Origin of the sequence: Vibrio sp. PID23_8 (genome assembly GCF_003584965.1) — a bacterium.
GTDB lineage: Bacteria > Pseudomonadota > Gammaproteobacteria > Enterobacterales > Vibrionaceae > Vibrio.
The window spans coordinates 591,796-617,171 of record NZ_LIXE01000001.1; the positions used below are offsets into that span (position 1 = coordinate 591,796).

Genomic DNA, 25,376 nt, shown 5'->3' on the forward strand with positions numbered 1-25,376 from the left:
TCTCCCGTAACAAGGCCGTGGTCTTAAAAATCCGTCGATTTCGTGACCACCTATCATTTAAAGTTAGTATAAGCTTGATAAGGTTAAGCACAATAAACCACGGAAAGGTAGCGGCATATGATGGCATTACATTCTAAAGACAGTGTGTTTGACCTCATTGTAGTTGGAGGGGGCATCAACGGTGCAGGGATTGCTTCTGACGCGGCTGGGCGCGGTTTAAGCGTCGGTTTGTATGAGGCCAACGACTTTGCCTCTGCCACCTCTTCTGCCAGCTCTAAACTCATTCACGGCGGATTACGTTACCTTGAACACTACGAATTTCGCTTGGTATCGGAAGCGCTTGCTGAGCGTGAAGTGATCTTACATAAAGCCCCACACCTTACACTACCAATGCGATTCCGTTTACCTCATCGGCCCTTCTTACGTCCGGCTTGGATGATCCGCTGTGGCTTATTTCTTTACGACCACTTAGGAAAACGTACCACATTGCCTGGCTGCAAGACCATTAATTTGGCTAAATCAGGTTTACTAAAACCCGAAATAAGAACAGGGTTTGAATACTCAGATTGCTGGGTCGATGATGCCCGTTTAGTGCTTGTCAATGTGCTAGCAGCCAAACAGAACAATGCAGAGGTGCGTAACTACTGCCGAGTGGAAAAAGCACACCGAAAAGGGGATCTTTGGCATGTCACGATTCATGATATCGTCACAGGACAACGCTTCGAGCGCAAATCGAAAGCGCTAGTCAATGCAGCTGGACCATGGGTGAAACAGTTTTTTGATGAAGGGTTAGCTCAAACCTCTCCTCGTAACATCCGTTTGATCAAAGGGTCACACATTGTGGTTCCTCGGATTCACGATGAACCACATGCCTACATTCTGCAAAACCAAGACTATCGCATCGTATTTATGATCCCTTATCTCGATAAGTTCTCGATCATTGGTACCACCGATGTTGAATACACAGGTGAACCGCGTGACGTCTCAATCTCTAATGATGAAATCGACTACCTCATCGACATCGTCAACCAACACTTTGTCCACCAACTCAACCGTGAAGACATCGTATGGACATACAGCGGTGTGCGCCCTCTCTGTGATGATGAATCAGACTCGCCCCAAGCAATCACTCGTGATTACACCTTAGAACTTGATGCAAAACCTAACCATGCTCCACTGTTATCGGTATTCGGTGGCAAACTGACCACTTACCGTAAACTGGGCGAGGCTGCCATGAAAAAGCTCGCACCGTTTCTGCCACAGATGGGCGAAGGCTCGACAGCAAACCAAGCGCTTCCAGGTGGTGACTTCAACGGCAGTCGTGAACAATTAGCCCAAGACATTCATGCTAAACACGCGTGGCTTCCTATCGAGCTGCTCCTGCGATATGTCACCCAATTTGGTACGCATACTTGGGATTTATTGGAAGGCACTTCTAATGAAGCTGAACTTGGCCGTGTTTTCTCCACTCAGGCTGGTGGCGTATACCAACGAGAAATCGACTATTTAATTGGCGTAGAAATGGCAATCACTGAAGAAGACATTCTGTGGCGCCGTACCAAACTCGGCCTTTACCTGAATAAAGATGAAAAAAAAGCGTTGGCACAATACCTCCAGAAGAAGTTGCAACAGCGGGTCATTCGCCTTTCACAGGTCAGTTAAATGGGCGTTATTGAGCGGTAAGCCCCCCATCTACCATCATCATCTATCGTCATAATAAAAAGTTTTTATTTCAGACCGTTAGCACTCTTACTTATTATTTTTCTTACTTGGGCCTTGCCCGTCATTCACAACCCAAATCGGTATCCGATGAAGAAATCTCTTTTACTCAGCCTGCTATTGCTTGGCGGATGTTCCCTCGCGCCTGAAGAGCCTGCAGCACCGTGTGCGTGTGATGGTTATATCCCGCCCTATGTTAAACCACCGACCTCATCCGATGCCGATAATATCAAACAGCTATTGGCTTATATTACTGATAAAGCCAAAGATCGCTGGGGAGAAGATGAATTCGTTGAAGCAGGCAAACACCGCTACGTAAAATACCTTGATGGCTACACCACTCGCGCACATATCGATTTTGAAGCCGGCAAGATTTATGTTTCGACAATTTCTCAATACCAACCAACAGAGAAGCTGCAAAAAGCCATCGTACAAACCCTACTCATGCCTGCCGACCCCGCGCATGCTGAATTGTTCAGTGATAAAGAGGCGGTACTGCGTGGAAAGCCGTTCTTATTAGGCCAAGTGTTGGATCATGATGGTAAGCCAATTGAGTGGGAGTGGCGTGCTAACCGTTATGCCAATTACCTTATCGACAAAAAGATGCAAACAAAAACCATCAAACGTGGCAACGCCTACTATGTCGAAATCACTATGGTGAAAGATCACTTAGAGCAACGTGAATACCTGTACGCCGGACTCGTTCGCGACGCCGCCAAGCGATATGGCTTATCAGAAGATCTCATCTTTGCGGTGATTAAGACGGAAAGTAGCTTTAACCCTTATGCGGTATCCCACGCAGGGGCATACGGTTTGATGCAAGTGATCCCTAAAACCGCAGGGGCTGATGTGTTTAACTTGGTGAAGAACAAGCCTGGCATTCCAACCAAAGAGTACCTATTTGATCCAGCTAACAACATCGATACTGGTGCCGCGTATTTTTATATTCTGAAAAACCGCTACTTGCGCGATGTGAAGCATCCAACCTCTAAGCATTTCAGTATGATTTCGGCTTATAACGGTGGTACTGGTGGTGTCCTTTCAACCTTTGACAATGACCGAAAGCGCGCGATGAATGAACTAAACGGTCTCAATCCAACTCAAGTTTATGATGCGCTAACAACACAGCATCCGAAAGGAGAAGCAAGACGCTATCTACAAAAAGTGCTCTACTTCCAAAAAGACTTTAGCGAAGGCAATATCTAAGAGTGTATGCCCTACATGTCATCATGTTGGGGCATATTAACACTTCAAATTCAAACCCTTCCCTCAAACTAATCCTTCTCTTAGTGCAATACTGGTTTAAGCTAATAACATCCGCTGCTCATTTTACTCACCACAATCAAAACCGTGTTAATCGAGTTAACAATGAGCAGCATGATATAAGTGAATGACGAATGAGAAGGTCGCGCACAGCAATGAGTTTTTTAATTGAACACTGGCAATTTACCTCAAGCCAACCAAAACGAATAGACGCCTACCCCGAGCAACTTCAAGCCCATCATTGGTACCATTGCGAGCGTAACGATCCAGATACCAAGGCTTGGTTACGTAAAAACCATGTCCCTAAAGCGACACTCGAGCAGTTCATTACCAACGAAAATAGGCCTTCTTTTCATCCACTTGGCGACGATAACTTTCTCTTACTCCTACGTGGAATAAATCGCAATCATAGTGTGGTCGCTAAAGAGGTGAACAGTATTCGAATCCTGTTTTATCACGGTGCGCTTATCACCACTCAAACTGGTTCAAACGATGCTGTGCAGAGGCTTCTCCACTCCCTGAATAAGCATAGAGAGCCGGAGAACCTAGCAGGACTCGTCAATCAAATCATTGATAATTTAAACCAAAAAACGGATGATTATAATGACGCAATAGAGGCAAGTTTGGAGCAACAAGACAATCTGCCACACTCCGATAATAAGTTAAGAATGACGAAAAATAGTCTACTGTCTGTCAGGCATTTTCTTAAGCCTCAGCTGCACGCTATTCACGACATGGTGACCGCGAAACCATCACTCATCAAACTCCGCTCTCATCAATATCGTTACTCTTTAAATACGCTTATTCGTCTTAATGAGGAAATTGACTATTTTTTAGAAGAAATCAGCTTACACCAAGAGGAAAACAAAAATCTGAGGGAACAGAAACTTAATCAAAATAGCTACTTGTTTACTATTCTAGCGGCGATATTTTTACCGACTACATTTTTAACCGGGCTATTTGGCGTCAATCTTGGCGGGATGCCTGGGCTAAAATCCGGTCTATCATTCGCCTTATTCAGCATCATTTTGATCATTATTTTCATCATTGAATGGCTGGTAATCAAACACTTTGGTTTCATCAATAAAAACAAAGATCGCGATAACTGAGTATCGCGATGATATGCATGGCATCACAGCATCAATCGCGCGCTGCTAACCTGGATGCCCGTCTGCTCGTGGGTTGATGAGCATCGCGCCAAATCGCCACACAAACATTCCGAAGGCAAAAATCCACAATGCACCACTGATATCAATCCAAATTAACAAGTTTGCCGGGTCAAAGATGCCCCCCAAGCTACGTACTAAGGCTGCCAAAATAATGGCAGAAAATGCGACGCTCATATTCGGTCCTTGGTAAATCATGCGCCCAGTATGCCCCATGGTAACGCGTGCAATCATTGCCAAAATCAAACCGCCTAACCCTCCAATCGCAAACAGGTGAATGAGATTATGGCTGGCAAAGGCGTTATCCCAAGCACCACGCAGAATCAAGCTTAATGGCAAACAGAAGTATGCCGCATGTAAAGACCAAACCAGTGGCTCGCTCAACGTCAGCCATGGCTTCCAACGCAGGAATCGAAACAACTGAGCCACACCAGCAAATAGCATGAGAGGCTTGCCTATCTCAGCAAAGGTCACAGGGAAGAAACTCAAAACAAACAACATCACCAAAGGTAAATTCGCTAACCAATCTAGCCATACTAACGGCTGCGCTTTTTCAAAGTTAAAACGGCGAGCAGTGAAGAATGGAATAACTCGCCCCCCCATCACAGACAGTAATAAAGTGAACCACCATAACATGGCTTGCCATACCGCTGACGAACTAAACGGAGGCAGCCCTTTGATGGTGGCGTAACTTGCGAAGTTGGCAAAGATAGCCAGAAGGAATAGAGGAACGAAAAACAGATTTTTCCATCCTTTAGCACGATAAACACGTATACCGACTTCGTATGCCACAAACAACAGGAACAACGCTTCAATGCTGCTTATCAGCCACAATGGCGCTGGCGTCCACAACAAAATACGAGGTGCAAGCCACAAACCAAACAACGCCAACAAGGTGTCATGCTTGGTGCCGTTAATGCCCGTCCAGTTTTGTACCGCCGTCAACACAAAACCCGCCACGATCGCCATCGCAAAGCCAAACAGCATTTCATGCACATGCCACCACAACGCAGGTACATCAAGCGCACTTGGCTGTCCGGTTTGGAACATCCATACCCATACCGCAATCGCGATGATGGCGTAAATAGAGCCAAACAAGAAAAACGGTCTAAACCCTAAACGCAGCCATGCGGGGATTTTTTCTTCCACTTTTTTATCGGTGATATTCAGCATTGCGATGCCCTTAAGTACCCAATAGATACCGTTCCAAAATTCAACTAAAGCGATCTTACCATAAACATGCAAAAAAAATACATGTTATAAACTCAGACTATCCTTTAGAGGTAAAGCCGTGGTTTGCGCGTTGATTGGCTATCTATGTTTAGGTATAACTGAATAAATCAGTAAAGGGAGTAAAAAGATGTATATTTTCGGCTATGGCAGCTTAATTAACTCCGCCTCACGTCAGTTAACGGGGCAGACTGGCAATGCCATCCCTGTGGTCGCCCACGGACTAGTCCGTTATTGGGGAAAAGTCGATGACAATTATGTTTTGTCCCCCTTGGTGGTCAATGAAGGCCAAGGCCAAGTGAATGGTGTTTTACTAAAAGTGGACAAGCAAGCACTCGCAGAATTTGATCGGCGCGAACGGGGTTATTACCGCATTCAAATTCGCCCAGAACAGATTGAAGCCGAAGCTGAGTTTACCTCAAATAAGGCAATCTGGGTCTATGTGAAAGACGACCCGCAGCCACCTTGCTCGCTTAGCCCGATCATGCAGAGCTATGTAGATACCGTCTTAGCAGGTTGCTTAGAGATTTCTCATGCCTTTGCTGAACACTTTGTACGTCACACGGTAGGTTGGCATCACACTAAAGAGAACGATCGCCATCAGCCGAAATATGGCAATCTCGCTGGGGTGCAAGATCATCATTATGAATTGATAGATAACCTGATTTCAGAACATTCCTAACGTATTCTGCCCCAAGACGAGAACAGCTCTCAAAGTGTTGAGAGCTGTCTTCTTTCATCGTCGCCTTATATACTCAAGTGACTAAACGATTCTCACCCCTTCAGGCATCGCACGCTCCGGAGTTCGCAATGCGCTTTCTGATTCGTCATCCGTTTCCGCACAAAGCAACATGCATTCTGACGTTTCAGCACGCATTTTTGCTTTCGCTAGGTTACACAGCACCACCACTTGTTTGCCCATTAACTCTACTTCTGTGTAGTACGGTACTAGGCTAGTCACGGTTTTCAGCGTTTTCTCACCCACATCAATCTGCACAATGTACAACGTGTCTGCGCTTTCATGGCGAGCAACCTCGATGATGTTTCCGGTACGGATCTCTAGCTTTGCAAAGTCTGAGTAAGCGATAGTTTCCATCATTAAAATTTAAGTAAAGCTTTACTAAAAAGATAACGTTTACACTAGCAGTGAACCTAATAGTTACAATCGGTAAAGGTCTCATTTTAGAAAGTGATTACCACATCCAATTGCACTTATTACACAAAGGGTGTTTAATACTCTTGTTATCATTTTTAGCCCACACAAAGGTCCCTCATGGCAACAATTAAGGATGTCGCGAAAGAAGCTGGCGTATCGGTCGCAACCGTATCACGCGTGATCAACAAATCGCCGAAAGCGAGCCAGTCTTCTATTGATGCCGTCACACTAGCAATGGGCAAGCTAGGATACCGACCGAATGCCGCTGCGCGTGCACTGGTAAGCCAAAGCACCAATACCATGGGCGTACTTGTGGGTGATGTATCCGATCCTTTCTTCGGCACTATGGTCAAATCCATTGATAACGTAGCGCGTGAGAATGGCAAACACATTCTGATCGGGAATGGTTATCACAGCCCAGATGACGAGCGCCAAGCGTTAGAGCTTCTGATCAATAGCCGCTGTGAAGCGATTGTGATTCACTCTAAAGGTCTGTCTGATGACGAGCTGATTGGTTACGCCAAAGAAGTGAAAGGCATGGTGCTGATCAACCGCCATATCCCAGAGTTGGCAGAGCGTTGCATTTCTCTTGATAACCGCAAAGGTGCTTACTTAGCCACGGAATATCTGATTCGCCATGGTCACACCAAAATCGCATGTATCGCATCATCGCATGACATCGAAGATACCGACGAGCGTTTGCAAGGCTACCAAGCCGCGCTGAAAGATCATGATATCGAACTGGCAAAAAACTATATCGAATATGGCGAGCCAAACAGTGATGGCGGCGAAACGGCAATGACTAACCTTCTGACTAAATCGCTCGAAATAACTGGTGTGGTGGCTTACAACGATTACATGGCAGCAGGTGCACTGGCCGCATTAGACCAAAACGGCATTGACGTACCAGAACAAGTCTCTATGGTTGGCTTTGATGACGGCTTAATTGCTCGCTTCGTGAATCCAAGTTTAACCACAATTCGCTACCCAATAGAGATGATGGCAGAACACGCTGCACGCTTAGCGTTGGCATTATCGCGTAATGAGCGAGTGGAAGATGACACTATCATCTTTAGCCCAACATTAGTGCGTCGTAACTCGGTGGATCGCCTTTAAGGTGCTGTTCTAACAAAAAACCAGACGGAACATAAAGAAAAAGCTCTACCACCGAAGTGGCAGAGCTTTTTCATTTTGGGGTATTTTGAGTGAGCCTTGTTTTTGCGACCTTTAGATGAGCTTTTGACCTACTTTGATCAAAAAAATCACAGCAACCCAAAAGCACTAAAAGGTACTGGTCGCCTAGAAAGCAAACTGATAAGTGGTGCAGAAGCGGTATTCTTGTTCAGGCTCAAGAATACAGCTTGGCTGCGCCCACTCAGCATGGTTTGGCGAATCTGGTAAAAACTGCGTTTCTAACGCCAGACCCGCGTAATCTTGGTATTCACCGCCACGACGATTTGGTGCGCCGGCTAACCAGTTGCCCGTGTACAATTGCATCGCAGGTTTATTGGTCACCACCGACAAGTGTACTTTTTCGTCTGGCGAAACCACCAGCGCAACCGGTTTTGACACATCACGATGAGCATCAAATAGGTAGCTGTGGTCATACCCTTTGGCGACTATTTGCTGTTCATCTTGTAAGAAGTGCTCTGAAACTGGTTTTTCACCTCTAAAGTCAAACCCTGTACCTTGCACATCTTGCAGCGCACCAAGCGGAATACCGACCTCGTTGGTTGGCAGGTATTGGCTTGCCGCGATGCTTAAACGGTGAGAGCGACAATCTAAGTCCGCTTCAGCGCCCAACAAATTAAAGTAAGCATGGTTAGTCAGATTCACTGGTGTTGCTTTATCTGTTCTAGCGACATACGCAATGCTCACCTGATTATCGTCAGTCAGTGTGTACGTCACTTGCACTTCAAGGTTCCCCGGGAAACCTTGGTCGCCATCTTCAGACAACAAAGCAAACGTCACCTGTTGCTCCGATTGTGCTTCAATCTTCCAACGACGCTTATCGAAACCGGCTTGCCCACCATGCAAACAGTTACCAGCTTGGTTGGTGGAAACGTGAAATGTTTCGCCATTCACATCAAAAAGACCATTGGCGATGCGATTTGCGTAACGTCCTACCGTGCCCCCCATGTAGCTCTGCTGCCGCATAAAGCTTTCCATCGACCCCACCCCGAGCAGTACTTCGCGCAATTCCCCGCACGCCAAAGGTAAACGACAACTCAACCATGTCGCACCGATATCCATAAAGGTCACGCGCATGCCGGTGTTATTTTTCAGTTCGACCACATTGGCAGGCACGCCATCAAAGGCGGCCTGCTGCGTCATCGTGATAGTTAATGGCTCAGTCATCTCTTGCTCCTACTGCGGCTTAACGTCTTTGTTGCTAGAGTCTTGGGTTAAAGCACTTCGACTAAACCTGCGCCGTTTTTCGCTTGGCACACGTAGATGGACTCTTTCAAACCCGTTGCCGCTTGGTATTTCGCTTCAACCGTTGCTTTCACTTTATCCACTAGTGCTGGTGGCACAAGTGCAACGATACAACCACCGAAGCCGCCGCCCGTCATACGCACGCCGCCTTGCTCACCGATCACCTCTTTCACCATCTCAACCAAGGTATCGATTTCTTTGACTGTGATTTCGAAATCGTCACGCATGGAAGCATGAGACTCCGCCATCAGTTCACCCATACGCTTCATGTCATGTGCACGAAGTGCTTGCGCGGCTTCTACCGTGCGATCGTTTTCTGTGATCACGTGACGAGCGCGTTTTGCCACCATTTCATCTAGTTCAGAAACTTTCTCGTTAAACTGCTCAATGGTCACATCACGCAGCGCTTTCACACCGAAGATGCGCGCCGCTTCTTCACACTGCTCACGGCGCGTGTTGTATTCACTGTCTACCAAGCCGCGTATTTTGTTCGAGTTAATGATAACAACGGCCATATCTTCAGGCATGGATACCGCCGTCGTTTCCAAACTGCGGCAATCTAAAAGCATCGCATGATTCGCTTGCCCTTCCGCCGAAATCATCTGGTCCATAATGCCGCAGTTACAGCCTACGAATTCGTTCTCTGCTTGCTGCCCATTTAGCGCGATTTCCGCTTGGCTGATTTCTAGATTGAAAAGCACTTTGAACGTTTGGCCGATCACCACTTCCAATGCCGCTGATGAACTCAAACCCGCACCTTGAGGTACGTTACCGCTGACTGAAATGTCCGCACCAGAAAATTGGTAACCACGAGCAAGAAGACACTTCACCACACCGCGAATGTAGTTCGCCCACATTTTATCTTGTTGGAAAGTGATTTCTTGAGTGATATCGAACTCATCAACCGCATTGCCGTAATCCACCGAAACCACGCGCACTAGGTTGTCTTCACGCTTCGCTGCTGCCACCACTGTTTGGTAGTTGATCGCACATGGCAATACAAAACCATCGTTGTAGTCCGTGTGCTCACCAATCAGGTTTACACGGCCTGGTGCTTGGATAATGTGGCTTGGTACGTAGCCCAGCACTTGTTCAAAAGAAGTTTTCACGTTTTGGATTAAATCAGACATAGTAGAATCTCAGCATAAAATTTTTGTTTGAATTCTCGACTGCTTTCATATCTCGCAATCAGAAACGACCTATTTGATTGTCTAACATTTGTCATTCCGGACGAGCCCTAGCGAGCATCTGGAATCTACGTTCAGCGCACTCTGATGGTAGATTCTGCATCACGTTCGTTCCTCGCTGTACGGAATGACATATTTCGTATTTATCGTTAGTTACTGCTCTTTGTAATGCACATCGCTTAAATCACGCAGACGCTGGGCCGCTTGCTCTGCGGTGAGATCACGTTGGCTTTCTGCCAGCATTTCATAACCCACCATGAACTTGCGAACCGATGCACTACGCAGTAGTGGCGGGTAGAACAGCGCATGCAGTTGCCAGTGATCTATGTCTGTCCCCTCTTCAAAGAACGGGGCGTAATGCCAACCCATTGAGTAAGGGAAAGAACATTGGAATAGGTTGTCGTAACGGCTCGTCAGCTTTTTGATTGCAACAGCAAGATCGTCTCGCTGCTCTTCGCTGAGCTCACTCATGCGGCGAATGTGCGTTTTAGGAAGCAACATGGTTTCAAATGGCCACGCCGCCCAGTAAGGCACGACTGCTAGCCAATGTTCGGTTTCTACCACAATGCGAGAACCGTCTTTACGTTCAGCTTGAACGTAGTCCACCAGTAGGTTGGTGCCATTTTCTTGGTAGTACGCTTTTAAGTTGTGCTCTTTGCGCTCGATTTCGTTTGGTAAGAAGCTATTCGCCCAGATTTGACCGTGTGGGTGAGGCTGAGAACAGCCCATGGTTTCACCTTTGTTCTCAAACGCCTGAACCCAAACGTAGTCTTGCCCTAGCTCTTCGATTTGATCATTCCAGGTATCAATCACGCCACGAATTTTGTCAACTGGCAGTTCTGGCAAGGTTTTGCTGTGATCAGGCGAGAAACAAATTACTCGGCTCAAACCGCGCACACCTTGTGTTTTGAATAGTGGATTCTCAGACTCCGGGGCATCTGGAGAGTCCACCATTAATGCCGCGAAATCATTTTGGAATACGTAGGTTCCTTGGTAATCTGGGTTTACTTCACCAGAAATACGTTCGTTCGTTGGGCAAAGAAAACACTTCTCGTCGTAACTTGGTAGTTCATCAATAGCCGGTTTTTCATCGGCACCGCTCCAAGGGCGTTTTGCACGATGCGGCGACACCAAAATCCACTGACCCGTTAGTGGGTTGTAACGACGGTGTGGGTGATCCACTGGATTAAATTCAACTTTCGACATCTTACTTACTCAACTTCTTAACATTCTTGTCTCTGCGTTCCCCAATAAAATTGGAGTTGCAGCTAGGTGGCCAATCAACAACGCGACAACTTCAATTACGCAGGGGGGCTTTGTTTACGAAGGAGAATAGCCTTGCGGGTTATTCGATTGCCATCTCCACGTATCGGCCGTCATTTCTGCGACACTGCGAGTGGCTTTCCAACCAAGGTCTCGCTCCGCTTTCTCTGTGCTTGCCCAGCATTCTGCGATATCACCAGGACGGCGAGGACACTGCTCGTAAGGCACTGGGTGGCCGCAAGCCGTTGCGAAGGCATCGACCATCTCAAGCACGCTAGAACCTTGGCCAGTACCGAGGTTGTAAATGTGCAGACCCGCTTTCTCGCCCACCGATTTCAGCGCTGCGATATGGCCATCAGCCAAGTCCATCACGTGGATGTAATCACGCACACCTGTGCCGTCCGGCGTTGGGTAGTCATTACCGAATACCGACAGCTTTTCACGACGCCCCACCGCGACTTGGGCGATGAATGGCATTAAATTGTTTGGAATACCTTGAGGATCTTCACCCATGGTGCCCGATGGATGCGCGCCAACTGGGTTAAAGTAGCGAAGCAAGGTGATACTCCAGTCGTTTTCGGCATTGAACAGATCACTCAAGCACTCTTCCACCATGTACTTGCTACGACCATATGGGTTGGTGGTTTCGCCCGTTGGAGAATCTTCAGTGATAGGCACAATGTCAGGATCGCCGTAAACCGTTGCAGATGAACTGAATACCATGCTTTTCACGCCCGCTTTACGCATGCTGCGTGCCAACACCAGTGAGCCATTAACGTTGTTGTCGTAGTACTCCAATGGTTTCGCGACGGATTCGCCCACCGCTTTCAGGCCAGCAAAGTGAATCACAGCTTGAATGTCATGTTTGGCAAATACTGAGTCCAAAAAGGCTTCATCACGAATGTCGCCTTGGTAGAAAGTTGGTTGCTTACCGGTTAGCGCTTCAATGCGGCTTAACACTTCCACTTTGGCATTACACAAATTGTCGACAATGATTGGCTCCATACCCGCTTCAATCATCTGTACACATGTGTGACTGCCGATGTACCCCATACCGCCTGTGACAAGAACTTTCACTATTGCTTCTCCACGATTGCTGCTTATGCTCAGTTAGATGCCCATGGTTAGCAAAGCCTAATTAACCAACCACTAGCAAAACCGTCCATTTCTTAACTGGCTAGAAGTCTACCAATCAAATCCGATCTAATTCCGTGATCAGTTTCAAATAGTGTAAACGTTTCCACCAAATAATAAAGAAACGTAGCAAGAAGGAATGAGTTTAGTAAAACCCCCTTCTGTTAGACCAAACTCGGCTCTTGAAAGGCGATGAGATTTCGACGAAGGACCAGAGTAAACCGTTTTACTAAACGTTTGTGCATTCGTAACTAGCTGTTTAAAATAGTTGAATTTCTCACTGGGACAGTGAGGCCTGCCTACGGGAAGTACACATGGCAACATTAAAAGATATCGCTACCGAAGCGGGCGTTTCCCTTGCAACCGTATCACGCGTGTTGAATGACGACCCGACGCTAAGCGTAAAAGATGCAACGAAACACCGAATCTTAGAAATTGCTAGAAAGCTCGAATACCGTACCAGCAGTTCCAAGAAAGCCACCAAAGAGGCGAAGCAAAACCACCACTTTTTGGCCTTGTACAACTACAAGCAAGAAGCGGAAGTGAATGACCCATACTACTTATCAATTCGCCACGGAATTGAAACCCAATGTGACAAACTGGGGATCACGCTAACGAATTGCTACAACAGTGACATTGACGTTGAAACACAAAAGATCACCGGGGTTCTATTAGTCGGCAAAATCGAAAATGCCATCATCAGCAAACTGCCAAAGCGTCTTGCTGACAGCATTTGCTACATCGACTTCTCGGATGATAACAGCACCTACGACTGCATTGATGTCGATCTTGACCATATCAGTAAGCAAGTGATCACATTTTATATCCAGCAAGGCTATGAACGGATTGGTTTTATCGGTGGTCAACGTGAGACCGGCACAACAGACATGCGTGAAAACGCATTTGTTGAATATGGCAAACTAAAAGGTGTGGTATCTGAAACCGATATTTATCGTGGTGACTTATCCAGTTTATCGGGTTACAACTTAACAAAAGCAATGCTCGCCAAAGGTGATTTCCCGAAAGCGCTATTCATTGCTTCTGATCCAATCGCGATTGGCGTGTTGCGCGCTATTCATGAATTTGGTTTAAACATCCCACAAGATATTGCGTTGATCAGTCTCAATGACATTCCAACAGCACGCTTTACGTTCCCTCCTCTTTCCACGGTCCGTATTCACTCTGAAATGATGGGCGCACAGGGCGTGAACTTATTGGTCGAAAAGTATCGAGACAAAAGAGAAGTACCACTTAAAGTTTACGTATCAAGTAAATTAAAGCTGAGAGGCACGACCAAGTCACAATAAAGACTTGGAATACTCATTTCTTTAACGCACTGTAATTTCAGTGCTTTTTAATATTTCATTTTCAACGTCTCATTTATTCCGCGCAGCTATCTCGATATACAATTTGACTACGCTTAAGTTAAACGTTTTCACAACATTTGTATGAGAGAAGCATTTACGATCCGAACTATTTGGAGGTCACAATTTCTGCGACTAATGCCCGCAGCCATAATCCTTTATCTTCATTATTTCGACTGGTGTGCCACAACATCGCAATGTCAAAATCAGCGACAGCAATAGGTGGCTTCACAGTAACTAAATCGTCAGAAAAACCATCCGACAACGCCATTTTCTCTGGAACAATCGCAATCAGTTCACGCTGTTTGAGTAAATTTCGAATAGTAAGAAAATTGCGCGAGGCAACCGTTACCTTGCGGCTCAAACCATGTTCGGCGAGCTTTTTGTCTACTTGTGTACTTAAACTGCCGTCAGGGCTCACTAAGGCTTGTTCAATATTGGCAAAAGCCGAAATCGACAACTCGCTTTCTCCTTTCAATACCCGCTTGTCACACAAGCAGACATGCTTTTCTGTGTACAGATACTGGCTATCAAAGTTGTCATCAAGCACTGGCATGCTGCCAATGATGACGTCCAACTTGTCATTCTCAGTAATCTCGACATAGTTACTGCGGTTGACATTGATAAAACTGATTTGCGCTTCTGGTGCGCGTTTGCGGATCTCATCATAAAGCTGTGGGGCGAAGATGAACTCGGCGTAATCCGTCAGACCAACCCGACACACTCCAGTGTAGTTTTCTGGCTGAAATACCGACTTAGTCAGTAAGTCTTTGGCAATCGAGTCGAGCAAATGATGCACGGTCGGAGCAATGTGATGTGCATGCTCGGTCGGATCCATCTTGTGGCCCTTGCGCTCAAACAACGGATCATCAAACAACAATCTCAAACGCGATAAACTATGGCTCATTGCCGACTGACTCACGAAACTCTTTTCTGCCGCTAAACTGACGCTGCGATAACGATAAAGATAAGAGAAGGTCACCAACAAATTTAAATCGATATTGCGCCACTGGATATCATCTTTCACTCAACACACCTAATCCCATTTCATTCATAGATGAAATTAAAACTATTAATTTGAGTCATTTTAGAGCATTCGATAAATTAGCAACAATGCTTTTAGATAATCAGGCTCGACATGTTTACCATTTTTAAAACCTTTTTTTGCCTTGGTTGGATCAGTTTCGGTGGCCCTGCGGCGCACATCGGTTACTTCCGCCAAACGTTCGTTGAAAAACTCAAATGGATCGAAGACAGCGAATACGCTCAAATCGTGGCGTTAAGTCAATTTCTACCAGGCCCTGGCTCAAGCCAAGTTGGCTTTGCGCTAGGCTACAAGCGTGGTGGTCTGGGTGGCGCGTGCATGGCGTTTCTTGGTTTCACGCTGCCTTCAGTGATGATTATGCTGGCGCTTGCGATGGTGAGTAGCCAAATTACCGATACCGCACTGTTCCAAAACATCGTTCACGGCTTGAAATTGCTTGCGGTTGTGGTTGTGGCTGATGCCACTTGGGGGATGTACAAAAACTTCTGCCAAAGCAAGCTGACCGCTGGTTTATGTGTGGCAACCGCCATTGCCCTGTTGCTGGCACCAAGCATCATGACGCAAATGCTCGTGTTGGTTGTGGCCGGTTTGATTGGTACTCAATACCTAAAGAAAGAATCAGCAGCACCAGTTGAACCGTTTAAACCAACCATCGCCCCACTCGCTCTGTTCGCGGCCCTATTGATTGGTCTGCCGTTTGTGGCGCACACCATGCCGATGCTCGGTTTGTTCAGTGATTTCTTCCAGGCAGGCAGTTTGGTATTTGGTGGCGGTCATGTGGTGCTTCCGCTGCTGCAGAATATCGTTGGTGACCAACTCAGCCAAGATGCCTTTCTAACGGGATACGCAGCGGCGCAGGCGGTACCAGGGCCGATGTTTACCTTCGCCACTTACATTGGTTACGAACTCTCCGATGCGCCAATTCTAGGTGCATTAATGGCAACGTTAGGGGTTTTCCTGCCAGGCTTCTTGTTACTGCTTGGCGTACTAAAGAACTGGCAAGCACTGGCGGGTAAACCAGCCATCACTGGCGCAATTAATGGCGTCAACGCATCGGTGGTGGGCCTGCTACTAGCAGCACTTTACCAACCCGTATTCAGCAGCGCGGTTATCGCCCCCATCGACATCGCGCTTGTCATTGCGGGTTTCTATCTGCATAAGAAGCTCAACTTGTCTGTGCTGTGGATGATTGTTTTCTTTGTTGGTGCAGGCATTGCTCAAGGCATGATGTAAAGCTAAGAAGCGCACCATCCTAAAAGCTTGGTGTGCTTCTGAGGCCAAAAAACAGTACTTGTCTAAACCGTATCCATCGCCACTTCTTGGTTTTTGCTTTTTACACCGACTTTCCCAACTACAAATTGGGCTACTTTCCAAATCACCACAGTGACAACTAAAGCAACATAACCGTCTACCGCATAGTGCCACCCCAAATGAACAGAAGCGATCATAATTACAACGGCAAAGCACCAGAGTAGTATTCCTATTTTTTTATTTACTTGATATGCGCCCAATGCAAGTAGTACTGAAGAAGATACATGCATGCTTGGCATAGCAGAAATGCCTGCTCCAAGACTGCTATTTCTCTGAGAATAAGCCTGCCATAAATAGGACTGAAGTTGACTTGTTTCTCCACCGTATATTTGTAATAACCAAAGAGATTCGACTTGGTTTTCTAAACGCTCCATAAGAGGAAGATACGTTACATTACCTGGCTCTAACAAATGCATAAAGCAAGGGCCAGCGGCACTCATTAAGATAGCTAAAACTCCGCCAATAAAGAACCAAGAAGAAAAAAATGAAAGCAAGTATGCCTGTCGGATCTTGTGATTTCTAGAATACCACATAAAGTATAAAACGCTTCCCCAAATCAATATAAACCATATATTATAAGATAAGTTAAAAAAGAACGTCCAATAAGAGCTAGAAAAAATATCGTGAGAGATTACCCAAGGTGACACTCCACCGTGAATTAATTTATCCCATTGATAAAACACCTCATCGTAGGTGAATGGATTAATATCAGGTATTATTTGCTTTAGATAAGTATAATTCGCAATGCAAATATTTATCAACATTAACCGAACAAAGAACACTGCTATTTTGCTTGCATCAGAAAACATAATGAAGATAGCTTTAAAATATTCCTTAAACAAGTTCCTCCTTTTATTTAAAAGCATATTGATATAGAAAAATATGCTCCACGCTAAAAACATACCCTTTAAGCAAACATTCACCCTCCTAACATAATCTAATAATTGGTACTGGTAAACTATCACATCTCGATTAATAATGTAAATTACGAGTGTTATGATACAAGTCATTGAAACCAATAAATACACCGGAAGATCTTTGGTTAGATCGGTATATATATTTCGAGTTAAGTTTCCACTATTTAATCTATCCGCAATCACAGACAATTCCTTTTTATAACAAGTAATTATTTGGTTATCACCATAGATGTATCCCGTCCCTTTCTCACCATTGCGAGTGCTCGCTCTAAGTTTTCATTGGCTTTCGCATAATATGATGGGCTTTTATCTATTGCTTGTTGAAGGAAAGGGATGGCTTCATCCGGCTTTTCTTTGATAATGAGAAAGTATCCGACACTATTTAGTGCCTCTGATTGAGTCATGTGCTGAGCAAATATATTCAATGCTTGGCGTGGCTGACCATCGGCAACAGCAATTAAACCCAGATTGTTTATCGCCTTTTTGTTGTCACCATTTATGCGCAGCGCTGCATTCGTAAAGTGCCTTGCTTTTCCAAAGTCTTCACTCATGTAATATGAATACCCAAGGCTCACCAATGCATTTTCACTGTATGGCTTGATATCTAATGCCTTGCGCAACAATTGCTGAGCTAACTCATGATTACCATTTATATCAAAAATAACCCCTAAACCCACATAAGCATGACTCGGGGAGTGCTCGTCATATTTCAGTGATTGAACGCTAACTGATGAAATACTTTCTTTGGTCACTCCAGCATTTCGTCCTAAGCGAACTTGGTCTGCATTCACGGCCCTCAAGTAGTAAGCGAGACCAATGTCTTTGCGCCCTTGCTGTACGTACACCTTACCCAATTGCTCTAGAACTCCGATATGATTTGGGTTCTCGGCCAATGACGCACGGAATGCCTTGTCTGCTAACTCAATATTCCCTCTGGATTGGTGTATACGGCCAATCGTATACAGTGTTTTATCTTTGTGTTTAGACTCTTCGAATGTCAACGATCTCAAGTACTCATATAGCGCTAGATCTATATTTTTATTACTTAATGCACGATCACCTCTGGCAATCGCTTCTGCTTCACTCTCCGGTGGGGTGTCATTCGTTAATGACTCAACGGGTTTACCCGCATATAGGCTTTGATCAAAACTGTTTTGTTTACTATCATTTGAGGCACACCCCGCCAAAAGTAAGGTTGCCAAAACTAATACGCGACCTTTATACATAATCATTCCCTTTTATTTTGTCCATTTTAGTTGTTACTTAGAAAATGCCTCTGAAAGCGTGATTAATGATGGACCTACTGCGACAATGAAAAAGCAAGGCCAGATAAAAAGCACCATGGGAAACATCATTTTCACGGGTATCTTTGCGGCTATTTCTTCTGCAGCTTGCTGCCTCTTATCTCGATAATCTTCAGTATACTCACGCAATGAGTCAACAAGACTGCCACCGACTCGAGAGGCATGGCTTAACATACTCACTAATCCCATAAATTCAGTAAGTCCGGTTCGAATAATCATTTCTCTCAAACTATCAGGCATTGATTTTCCCGCTTGTATTTTCATGCAAACGGTATCGAGTTCATCTGCCACATCAGGATGAGATATCACCATCTCATCGGCAACGCGCCGTAATGATGCATTAAAACCTAACCCAGATTCCGTACACACAACGAGGAGATCAAGCATATCTGCTACGCCTGATCGAAAACGTTCTTGCCTTTTCTTGGCCATTTTTTTCAAAATAATATCAGGAAAAATCAGGCCTATAAATGCACATCCCGCCATGTATATGTACAGTTTGTTGGATTGAGGTAATGTCACATATAACCCAACGGCAACCAGCATTCCAAATATGGTGGTTAATGATTTCGCTGAATAAAACAGTGTAAGAGCATTGCTTTGGTGGAAGCCTGCGTGCATCAGCAGTGCTCGCGTAGACTGTTGTTCTTTTTCATTACCTGAAGAGGTGAGAGGTGCTAATGATTCAAGCGTATTGATAACTTTATTGTTAGTTGATGCTAACTTCTCATTTTCACCTGTTGTAATCTGTGCAAGTTTACGCTTGAGCGGAGAATTCACACCGATCATCACGTAACCGACAGTCATGACAAATAACACCGTTGTAATGAGAACAAACAGAATAAATAGTAATTCTTGATTAATATCGATTTTAAATAACAATGTATCCATCATCACACCTCAAAATTAACGATTTTACGGATCCACATTGTGCCGAGAAATAGCGCCACCATCCCACCTAAGACCATTTTTACTCCCATTGGGTGAGTATGCAGCAAAGAAACATAATCTGGCTTTATTAACATCATTATGATGTACATGCCGAAGGGTGCGAGCACTAGTACCCAAGCGGATGCTCTAGACTCAGCAGAAATGGTTTTAATCTTACGGGATAACTTAAACCGTTCTCTAAGAACTCGAGATAGCTTTTCGATGTTCTCAATTAAGTTTCCCCCGGTTTCTTTTTGCAGTAAAACGGCACTCGAAAACGCCATCATTGACACCGTTGGCACTCGTTCAGTCATTTGCATCACCGCCAAGCGCATATCATAACCATAATTAAGAAGGCTGAATGTATGCTTAAACTCTGGTCCGATGGGCGCAGGCATCTCACTCCCGACCTCACCAAATGCTTGGTTGATTGGCTGACCAGCTTGCAATACACGTTTGATAATATCTAACGCTTCTGGCAACTGTTCTTCGAACTTCATTAACCTATCACCAATTTTTTTTTGTACACAAAAGTACCCGACTAACCATAACGTAAGCCCACCAGCAACACATATATACCAAGCTTGCCCAAATAGAGCTAAAAGCAGTCCAATGACTCCCCCTAACACAAGCGAGAACAATAGAAACTTACCAAATGTCATTTCTATACCTGCCAGCTCTAGCTTCTTTTTGATTGTTTCAAACAATGTAAACTGAACTAAGAACCGCTCAACTTTAGATAAGTTCTTAATTGAGTTCTCTCGTAGCAAAGAAATACTTTCTTGATCGATATGCTTATGGCTCTGCCTAATTCGTTGTACAAGATGGCGATGTTTTACCTTCTTACCGGCAGATGGCATGATCAGCGCTTGGCTTATGAAAAATACCGAGAGGAACAATAAAAATAAAAAAAGTGGTAGTTGACCTTCCATAGTGCCTCCTAACGTAACTTCTCGTTGAAGATTTCAAAAGGAATATCCATTCCTCTTTTAACTAGTTGATCATGGCAGGCTGGTACGATGCCCGTGGCAATATAGCTGCCAACCACATTGCCTTCTGAATCCACTCCTTGCCTTTGAAACTTAAATATCTCTGACATAGTGATCACTTCTCCCTCCATGCCGTTGATTTCTTGAATGCTAACCATACGGCGCTTACCATCTTCTTGCCTGTCCATCTGGACGACAAGATGAATCGCTGAAGTAATTTGAGAGCGAAGATTTTTAGTGGAAATATTCCATCCGGCCATGGAGAACATATTTTCAACTCGGCTTAAAGCATCACGTGGCGTATTGGCATGAATGGTAGCAAGAGAACCGTCATGGCCTGTATTCATTGCAGATAGCATATCAACGGCTTCGCTGCCCCTCACCTCACCAAGTACAATACGATCGGGTCTCATTCGTAAAGAGTTTTTCACCAGTTCTCGCTGAGAAATCTCCCCTTTTCCTTCGATATTTGCTGGCCTAGTCTCAAGCCTAACTACGTGGGGTTGTTGCATTTGCAACTCAGCTGAGTCTTCGATAGTAACGATACGCTGATCGGCAGGAATAAAACCAGAAAGAATATTCAGAGTGGTGGTTTTACCTGAACCCGTACCACCTGAAATAAGAATGTTCATCTCTCCAACCACAGCAGCATTAAGAAACTTAGCCATTTCGGGAGACAGTGAGCCTAGCTCCAATAAATTATTCATATTAAGGCGCTCAACCGCAAAGCGACGTATAGAAACAGACGCACCATCAATGGCGAGCGGAGGAATAATGGCATTAAAGCGCGAGCCATCTTTTAAGCGAGCATCCACCATGGGAGAAGATTCATCAATACGTCGCCCTACTTGGCTAACGATACGGTCTATAATGCTACGCAAATGTCGATCATCGAGAAATGTATGGGGCGTCTTTTCTAACTTGCCGAAACGTTCAACATAAATACTTTTGGGCCCATTCACCAAGATATCCGAGACCGTTGAGTCGTCGAGTAGCGGCTCTAAAGGGCCTAATCCAAAAATTTCATCCTCTATCTGGCGGATCATTCGATTTCTGGCTTCAGAGCTTAAAGGGTGCGTTTGATCTTCGGCAATCAAATGTACGACGGCTTCTCGTAACTCTTCTTTTGCTCGGTCTTCTTGTAGATGAGACAGTAAACCAAGATCAAGTGTATCTAGTAATTTTCCGTGATAATAATGCTTTATCGTCTGATCATGCTCTAACCGTTTCCTTTCTGCCTCGATTGCAATAATTTTGTCTTCTATTGATGAGAGTGTTTTTTCATTGCGGTTTGGTTCAGGTGTTTCTTTATTTTCACTGTCTTTGGCAACAGAGATCTTAGCTGCTTCAGGAAAAGCACTACCGACATTCTTTCTTTTAAAAAACATAGCGACTCCCTGCTAAGAAAAGAACTTGCTCAACCAACTTTGCTTTTTTTCATTCGCTGGTTGTTCTAATTGATGTGATATTTCAATAAGTGAAGACTTAATGGCACTTTTCTTCTTGGCTTGAACAATGGGCTTTCCTAGATTGGCACATTCAATAGCGATAGCGAAATTATTCGGTACTAAGAAACGTGCTTGTTTAGGAAATGTTTCCTCAATATCTTTAATCGATATAGGGGCTTTTTTTTCAAAGCGATTAATAATTAACTTGATTTGATTACTTGATAAACCGTAGTCAAATTGCAGTGACTTAACGTAATTTGCAGCGTGCTTAATGGAAGTGACATTTTGCTGCATAACCAGATAAACAGACGTGGCAGGTGCAACCAAGTGCTGAAAAACATGTTCTACACCATGAGACATATCAACTATTATATGTTGGTAATATTGACGAAGAAGTGGAATAAGAGCATTGACTTCTGTGGCACGCTCATAATTATCCTTAATGTTATCTTGGTTAAAGCACAAATAATTGACGCCAGAAGCATGTTGGTAAACCAGCCCCTCTAGTGACATTTCATCAAGATCATTGATGCTATCGACCACATCATTAATGCTGTATTTCGGTTTACTGTTCAGATAATCTGCTGCATCACTAAACTGCATATCCAAATCAATAAGTAAGACTTTTCCTTGAGAGTATTCCGACAATGCTATCGCGGTATTTAACGCAACGGTTGTCGCGCCAGATCCCCCTTTAGTATTGATGAACAGTGACAACGCTCCAATGGTCTTAGTCGACACTTTTTCTTCTGCTATATCTTGCAAAATCGGAAATAATTCACTGAAGCCGACTTCCCGAGAAAAATAGTCTGATGCTCCAAGTTTTAATGCTAACTTAAGCGATGATGTGTCATTTTCATCACCAAATACGACTAGGGCTGTTTGATTTCGCTGTAAGCTCTCTTCGCTCGAGTAAATATGCGCGATTTTTTGTGCCCATCCGTCTCCTGCTTCAATATAAATAACATCTGGCGTTTTCATATTAGCCAACGATGTAGTCACAACTTTACTCAAATCTAACCACTCGACGTTAATATTGATGCAGTTTGATAGCTCCGCTTCTATATGTGCTTTAAATGTAGACGTCGCATTAATCACCCAAATATTAATATTCGTTTTAAGGGAATTGACGCTTTGTGTGTCGAGATCCTTTTCAAACACTACTGGTTTCAACATAAATACTCCCTTAACAATCTTCTATACTGCCTAGCCCGTCTTCAGGCCTTAATACACCGAGGCTCTCTGCGGGCAAAATGGTCTGAAACTCAGGACTTGCCCCTACAGCGTTTATCAGCAGTGACAACATCATAAATTGAAATGTGTAATCGGCTTCTGCTTTAACAAAACGAATGTTGGCAAAAATCGAATTCAAAACACCAGTGTCTGGCGTTTCAGAAAAAAACTCATTTACGTTCACCTCGACACCATTAGCATCGAGGTAAGTGATGGATAAATTATCGCTAGAAAACCCAGGTGGGTATAAGCCCTTAACCGCGGGCAAATTCGGAATATCATCTCGATCAGCGATATAACACACCGTCGCTAAACGAGCCGTTCTTCTTGTCACTTCATTAGCCATCTGAATCGAATAAAAATAAAGAGCAAATTCAATAATGGAAAAAATCACCAACAACACTGCCAAAGCAATGAGAGTAAATTCAACTTGCGTAACACCTTTTTGTCGATTCTTCCAGGTTCTCATGGTGACGTCCTCATTTTGGTCGATGCGCCAATCGTGAACGCTAAAGAGCTGTCGGAAAAAGGCAGGCTACTGAAAATAGGCACATAGGTATAAGTGGCTGACAACATCACTTCTTTCGTTTCATTCGTTGGTTGAGTGATGGTAATGTCCGTTGGCTCTAGGTAGCCCAGCACTTTTTTATCTTGATCAGTAGGTGTTGGCTTACCATACACGACCATATTCTGAATTTTTTCTCCATCGGCAATATTGCCGAAATCAAGCGTGCCGTAAGTATCGACCACCGCATAGCGAACGCCGTTTTGCAGCGCTTTATTAATTTCCGTGTATTGAATAAACGCTCGACTCACATCAATCAGTAACACCGCTAACATCAATAATACGGGCAAGCAAATAATAAACTCTAGCGCGGCTAGGCCCGTTTGTTTGTGTCTGTTTTTACAAAGCTGATGTGTTTGTTTAAGCGCGTTCATATTAAGACGCCTCGCTTAGTGGATCTTTATATAGTTGTATTCGATACGGGCCGTTGTTTGTTGGGTTAATTCCAGTTGAGCCATTCTTAATTATGCACTCTTCTAAAAACTGCCCATAAACGTCAGCTTGTCCAGAGTTATCAACTCGTTGTAATAAGAAGAAGCAACCTAACCCTAGGACATCAAACTCTGTTTTGCCCGTAGAGTCAGCAGTGCAATCAACGATAGGTATACGCAAAATCCTTCGTTCAGCGACCCCGTTGGTAGGGTAAGTACCGTCACACCCTCCGTCTTTGCAGGTTACATAATCTGCAAAATAAAAATCACTTGTTTTAATAACGTCATTAGTTTTTGTTAGTGTTGCCTCTTTTACATACACATCAGGAAGTACTGTTCCATCATTTTGTATTGGACCGGAAAAATCATTTAAACGCGTGTTGAGTCCCTGAGCGACTGGTCCTACGCTATTACCCGGTTTGGTGATAACCGTATCCCCGATGGCTGCACAACCGTTGTAGCCACCAGCTAATGCTTGGCGTACTATCGCAGCACCGCCGCCTCCACCATCATTTCCATTTCCATTTCCATTTCCATTTCCATTTCCATTTCCATTATTATCTTCCTCGTCCTCTTCAAATTCGCCCTGATTAAAGTCTAATAACTGAAAATTCCCTGGCCCCATCGCGGTATTATTCTGATCTCCAACTTTCAAGGCATGAATTGTAGATGGGTTTCTCGTCACACTTGGATCGTACCCATTAGGGTTATAGCCCCACGCATCATCAGTGCTATTTTTATCACCACAAACAGCCATTGGGGCGATATTACAAGACATTGTGGCAGCTGCACTTGGCCCCGCTACCGCGCTGGCAGAGACATCTTTTCCCACGCCAAAAATGTAACTTAAATATTGAGTCAAAGAGACGTCGCTGACGGCGACTCGGATATAGATGTCACTATCACTACCAAGAGAGAAGCTGTCAGCATCAACAAACGTTTGTAAGTCATTTGAGAAGGTGATGCTAATGTTCTCCTCACCATACACCAACTCCTGATTACCAGAAGCCGCTGCGAAGCTGGTTAATGCCGCCACGGCTGCAGATTTCGCCAATAGAGCATTACCGGTGTCATCGGCCACCACCGCAGACGCCAGTGCGGCGGAATCAACCGCATTTTGTAAACGCGTTTTGTTCAGTACTTGGTGGTTTAAATCGATCGCAAAAGCACCCATACCAATGAGTATTAACATGATCAAGCTGATTAAGACTAACGTGATCCCTCTTTGGGAGTGCTTAGTTGCTATTGACTTTCCATATCTCATCGCGGCCTCCGAAGTGACTCA

At 44.7% G+C, this 25,376-nt stretch carries 23 protein-coding genes; 7 read left to right on the forward strand and 16 right to left on the reverse strand.

Annotated features, from left to right (window positions below):
* The first annotated feature begins 117 nt into the window (after positions 1-117).
* The 3 genes from glpD (at position 118) to AK966_RS02755 (ending at position 4,091) form a co-directional block, all read left to right on the forward strand.
* On the forward strand, positions 118-1,662 hold the full coding sequence (gene glpD, locus AK966_RS02745) for a glycerol-3-phosphate dehydrogenase (protein WP_119463482.1): 1,545 nt from the start codon (positions 118-120) through the stop codon (positions 1,660-1,662).
* Positions 1,663-1,809: 147 nt separating this feature from the next.
* Positions 1,810-2,925: a membrane-bound lytic murein transglycosylase MltC gene (gene mltC, locus AK966_RS02750; protein ID WP_119463483.1), complete on the forward strand. Its 1,116-nt coding sequence runs from the start codon at positions 1,810-1,812 to the stop codon at positions 2,923-2,925.
* Positions 2,926-3,137: 212 nt separating this feature from the next.
* The gene (locus AK966_RS02755; protein ID WP_182852558.1) at positions 3,138-4,091 is read left to right on the forward strand and encodes a CorA family divalent cation transporter; all 954 of its coding nucleotides are present in this window, start codon (positions 3,138-3,140) and stop codon (positions 4,089-4,091) included.
* Positions 4,092-4,136: 45 nt separating this feature from the next.
* On the opposite strand, the gene AK966_RS02760 is transcribed toward AK966_RS02755, so the two are convergent.
* Positions 4,137-5,321, reverse strand: a complete 1,185-nt coding sequence (locus tag AK966_RS02760) for an NnrS family protein (RefSeq protein WP_119463555.1) — start codon at positions 5,319-5,321, stop codon at positions 4,137-4,139.
* 187 nt (positions 5,322-5,508) lie between these two features.
* Here AK966_RS02760 and AK966_RS02765 point away from each other — a divergent pair, with 187 nt between their 5' ends.
* Positions 5,509-6,060: a gamma-glutamylcyclotransferase family protein gene (locus AK966_RS02765; protein WP_099080232.1), complete on the forward strand. Its 552-nt coding sequence runs from the start codon at positions 5,509-5,511 to the stop codon at positions 6,058-6,060.
* Between the two features lie 81 nt (positions 6,061-6,141).
* On the opposite strand, the gene AK966_RS02770 is transcribed toward AK966_RS02765, so the two are convergent.
* A complete protein-coding gene (locus AK966_RS02770) occupies positions 6,142-6,474 on the reverse strand; it encodes a tRNA-binding protein (RefSeq protein WP_119463556.1) in 333 nt (110 codons plus the stop codon).
* A gap of 177 nt (positions 6,475-6,651) precedes the next feature.
* On the opposite strand from AK966_RS02770, the gene AK966_RS02775 reads away from it, so the two are divergent.
* Positions 6,652-7,650 carry a substrate-binding domain-containing protein gene (locus AK966_RS02775; protein ID WP_099080231.1) on the forward strand — a complete coding sequence of 333 codons (999 nt, stop codon included), beginning with the start codon at positions 6,652-6,654 and terminating at the stop codon, positions 7,648-7,650.
* A 183-nt stretch (positions 7,651-7,833) separates the two neighbouring features.
* Here AK966_RS02775 and galM read toward each other — a convergent pair whose 3' ends face one another.
* The 4 genes from galM to galE all read right to left on the reverse strand — a co-directional run bounded on the left by galM (position 7,834) and on the right by galE (position 12,497).
* Complete coding sequence (gene galM, locus AK966_RS02780) at positions 7,834-8,892, reverse strand: galactose-1-epimerase (protein ID WP_119463485.1); 1,059 nt, start codon at positions 8,890-8,892, stop codon at positions 7,834-7,836.
* Between the two features lie 47 nt (positions 8,893-8,939).
* Complete coding sequence (gene galK / locus AK966_RS02785) at positions 8,940-10,100, reverse strand: galactokinase (RefSeq protein ID WP_119463486.1); 1,161 nt, start codon at positions 10,098-10,100, stop codon at positions 8,940-8,942.
* A gap of 210 nt (positions 10,101-10,310) precedes the next feature.
* Complete coding sequence (locus tag AK966_RS02790; protein WP_119463487.1) at positions 10,311-11,363, reverse strand: UDP-glucose--hexose-1-phosphate uridylyltransferase; 1,053 nt, start codon at positions 11,361-11,363, stop codon at positions 10,311-10,313.
* A 114-nt stretch (positions 11,364-11,477) separates the two neighbouring features.
* Positions 11,478-12,497, reverse strand: a complete 1,020-nt coding sequence (gene galE / locus AK966_RS02795) for a UDP-glucose 4-epimerase GalE (RefSeq protein WP_119463488.1) — start codon at positions 12,495-12,497, stop codon at positions 11,478-11,480.
* A gap of 371 nt (positions 12,498-12,868) precedes the next feature.
* Here galE and ebgR point away from each other — a divergent pair, with 371 nt between their 5' ends.
* A complete protein-coding gene (gene ebgR / locus AK966_RS02800) occupies positions 12,869-13,861 on the forward strand; it encodes a transcriptional regulator EbgR (protein WP_099080226.1) in 993 nt (330 codons plus the stop codon).
* A 166-nt stretch (positions 13,862-14,027) separates the two neighbouring features.
* Here ebgR and AK966_RS02805 read toward each other — a convergent pair whose 3' ends face one another.
* Positions 14,028-14,945, reverse strand: a complete 918-nt coding sequence (locus tag AK966_RS02805) for a LysR family transcriptional regulator (protein WP_119463489.1) — start codon at positions 14,943-14,945, stop codon at positions 14,028-14,030.
* Positions 14,946-15,056: 111 nt separating this feature from the next.
* Between AK966_RS02805 and chrA the strand changes: the two genes are divergently transcribed.
* The gene (gene chrA / locus AK966_RS02810) at positions 15,057-16,196 is read left to right on the forward strand and encodes a chromate efflux transporter (RefSeq protein ID WP_119463490.1); all 1,140 of its coding nucleotides are present in this window, start codon (positions 15,057-15,059) and stop codon (positions 16,194-16,196) included.
* Between the two features lie 62 nt (positions 16,197-16,258).
* Here chrA and AK966_RS02815 read toward each other — a convergent pair whose 3' ends face one another.
* From AK966_RS02815 to AK966_RS02855, 9 genes are read right to left on the reverse strand one after another with little or no spacing between them, the layout of a single operon-like run.
* The gene (locus tag AK966_RS02815) at positions 16,259-17,374 is read right to left on the reverse strand and encodes a phosphatase PAP2 family protein (RefSeq protein ID WP_119463491.1); all 1,116 of its coding nucleotides are present in this window, start codon (positions 17,372-17,374) and stop codon (positions 16,259-16,261) included.
* 26 nt (positions 17,375-17,400) lie between these two features.
* Positions 17,401-18,417 (reverse strand): lipopolysaccharide assembly protein LapB, encoded by a 1,017-nt coding sequence (locus AK966_RS02820; protein WP_119463492.1) that lies wholly within the window; start codon positions 18,415-18,417, stop codon positions 17,401-17,403.
* A gap of 33 nt (positions 18,418-18,450) precedes the next feature.
* A complete protein-coding gene (locus AK966_RS02825; protein ID WP_119463557.1) occupies positions 18,451-19,386 on the reverse strand; it encodes a type II secretion system F family protein in 936 nt (311 codons plus the stop codon).
* Between the two features lie 2 nt (positions 19,387-19,388).
* Positions 19,389-20,357: a type II secretion system F family protein gene (locus AK966_RS02830; RefSeq protein ID WP_119463493.1), complete on the reverse strand. Its 969-nt coding sequence runs from the start codon at positions 20,355-20,357 to the stop codon at positions 19,389-19,391.
* An 8-nt stretch (positions 20,358-20,365) separates the two neighbouring features.
* Complete coding sequence (locus tag AK966_RS02835) at positions 20,366-21,802, reverse strand: CpaF family protein (protein ID WP_119463494.1); 1,437 nt, start codon at positions 21,800-21,802, stop codon at positions 20,366-20,368.
* A gap of 12 nt (positions 21,803-21,814) precedes the next feature.
* A complete protein-coding gene (locus tag AK966_RS02840; RefSeq protein ID WP_119463495.1) occupies positions 21,815-23,038 on the reverse strand; it encodes an AAA family ATPase in 1,224 nt (407 codons plus the stop codon).
* A gap of 10 nt (positions 23,039-23,048) precedes the next feature.
* Positions 23,049-23,564, reverse strand: coding sequence for a TadE/TadG family type IV pilus assembly protein (locus AK966_RS02845; RefSeq protein WP_099080218.1), 516 nt, complete (start codon positions 23,562-23,564; stop codon positions 23,049-23,051).
* Positions 23,561-24,034 (reverse strand): TadE/TadG family type IV pilus assembly protein, encoded by a 474-nt coding sequence (locus AK966_RS02850; protein WP_099080217.1) that lies wholly within the window; start codon positions 24,032-24,034, stop codon positions 23,561-23,563. The genes AK966_RS02845 and AK966_RS02850 overlap by 4 nt, the downstream gene beginning before the upstream one ends.
* Position 24,035: 1 nt before the next feature.
* On the reverse strand, positions 24,036-25,355 hold the full coding sequence (locus AK966_RS02855) for a pilus assembly protein TadG-related protein (RefSeq protein ID WP_119463496.1): 1,320 nt from the start codon (positions 25,353-25,355) through the stop codon (positions 24,036-24,038).
* Positions 25,356-25,376 lie beyond the last annotated feature (21 nt).

Bases quoted from the DNA above. Each gene is read 5' to 3' on its own strand.
- glpD (WP_119463482.1), top strand. From the start codon at position 118: ATGATGGCATTACATTCTAAAGACAGTGTGTTTGACCTCATTGTAGTT.
- mltC (WP_119463483.1), top strand. From the start codon at position 1,810: ATGAAGAAATCTCTTTTACTCAGCCTGCTATTGCTTGGCGGATGTTCC.
- AK966_RS02755 (WP_182852558.1), top strand. From the start codon at position 3,138: ATGAGTTTTTTAATTGAACACTGGCAATTTACCTCAAGCCAACCAAAA.
- AK966_RS02760 (WP_119463555.1), bottom strand. From the start codon at position 5,321: ATGCTGAATATCACCGATAAAAAAGTGGAAGAAAAAATCCCCGCATGG.
- AK966_RS02765 (WP_099080232.1), top strand. From the start codon at position 5,509: ATGTATATTTTCGGCTATGGCAGCTTAATTAACTCCGCCTCACGTCAG.
- AK966_RS02770 (WP_119463556.1), bottom strand. From the start codon at position 6,474: ATGGAAACTATCGCTTACTCAGACTTTGCAAAGCTAGAGATCCGTACC.
- AK966_RS02775 (WP_099080231.1), top strand. From the start codon at position 6,652: ATGGCAACAATTAAGGATGTCGCGAAAGAAGCTGGCGTATCGGTCGCA.
- galM (WP_119463485.1), bottom strand. From the start codon at position 8,892: ATGACTGAGCCATTAACTATCACGATGACGCAGCAGGCCGCCTTTGAT.
- galK (WP_119463486.1), bottom strand. From the start codon at position 10,100: ATGTCTGATTTAATCCAAAACGTGAAAACTTCTTTTGAACAAGTGCTG.
- AK966_RS02790 (WP_119463487.1), bottom strand. From the start codon at position 11,363: ATGTCGAAAGTTGAATTTAATCCAGTGGATCACCCACACCGTCGTTAC.
- ebgR (WP_099080226.1), top strand. From the start codon at position 12,869: ATGGCAACATTAAAAGATATCGCTACCGAAGCGGGCGTTTCCCTTGCA.
- chrA (WP_119463490.1), top strand. From the start codon at position 15,057: ATGTTTACCATTTTTAAAACCTTTTTTTGCCTTGGTTGGATCAGTTTC.
- AK966_RS02820 (WP_119463492.1), bottom strand. From the start codon at position 18,417: ATGTATAAAGGTCGCGTATTAGTTTTGGCAACCTTACTTTTGGCGGGG.
- AK966_RS02825 (WP_119463557.1), bottom strand. From the start codon at position 19,386: ATGGATACATTGTTATTTAAAATCGATATTAATCAAGAATTACTATTT.
- AK966_RS02830 (WP_119463493.1), bottom strand. From the start codon at position 20,357: ATGGAAGGTCAACTACCACTTTTTTTATTTTTATTGTTCCTCTCGGTA.
- AK966_RS02835 (WP_119463494.1), bottom strand. From the start codon at position 21,802: ATGTTTTTTAAAAGAAAGAATGTCGGTAGTGCTTTTCCTGAAGCAGCT.
- AK966_RS02840 (WP_119463495.1), bottom strand. From the start codon at position 23,038: ATGTTGAAACCAGTAGTGTTTGAAAAGGATCTCGACACACAAAGCGTC.
- AK966_RS02845 (WP_099080218.1), bottom strand. From the start codon at position 23,564: ATGAGAACCTGGAAGAATCGACAAAAAGGTGTTACGCAAGTTGAATTT.
- AK966_RS02850 (WP_099080217.1), bottom strand. From the start codon at position 24,034: ATGAACGCGCTTAAACAAACACATCAGCTTTGTAAAAACAGACACAAA.
- AK966_RS02855 (WP_119463496.1), bottom strand. From the start codon at position 25,355: ATGAGATATGGAAAGTCAATAGCAACTAAGCACTCCCAAAGAGGGATC.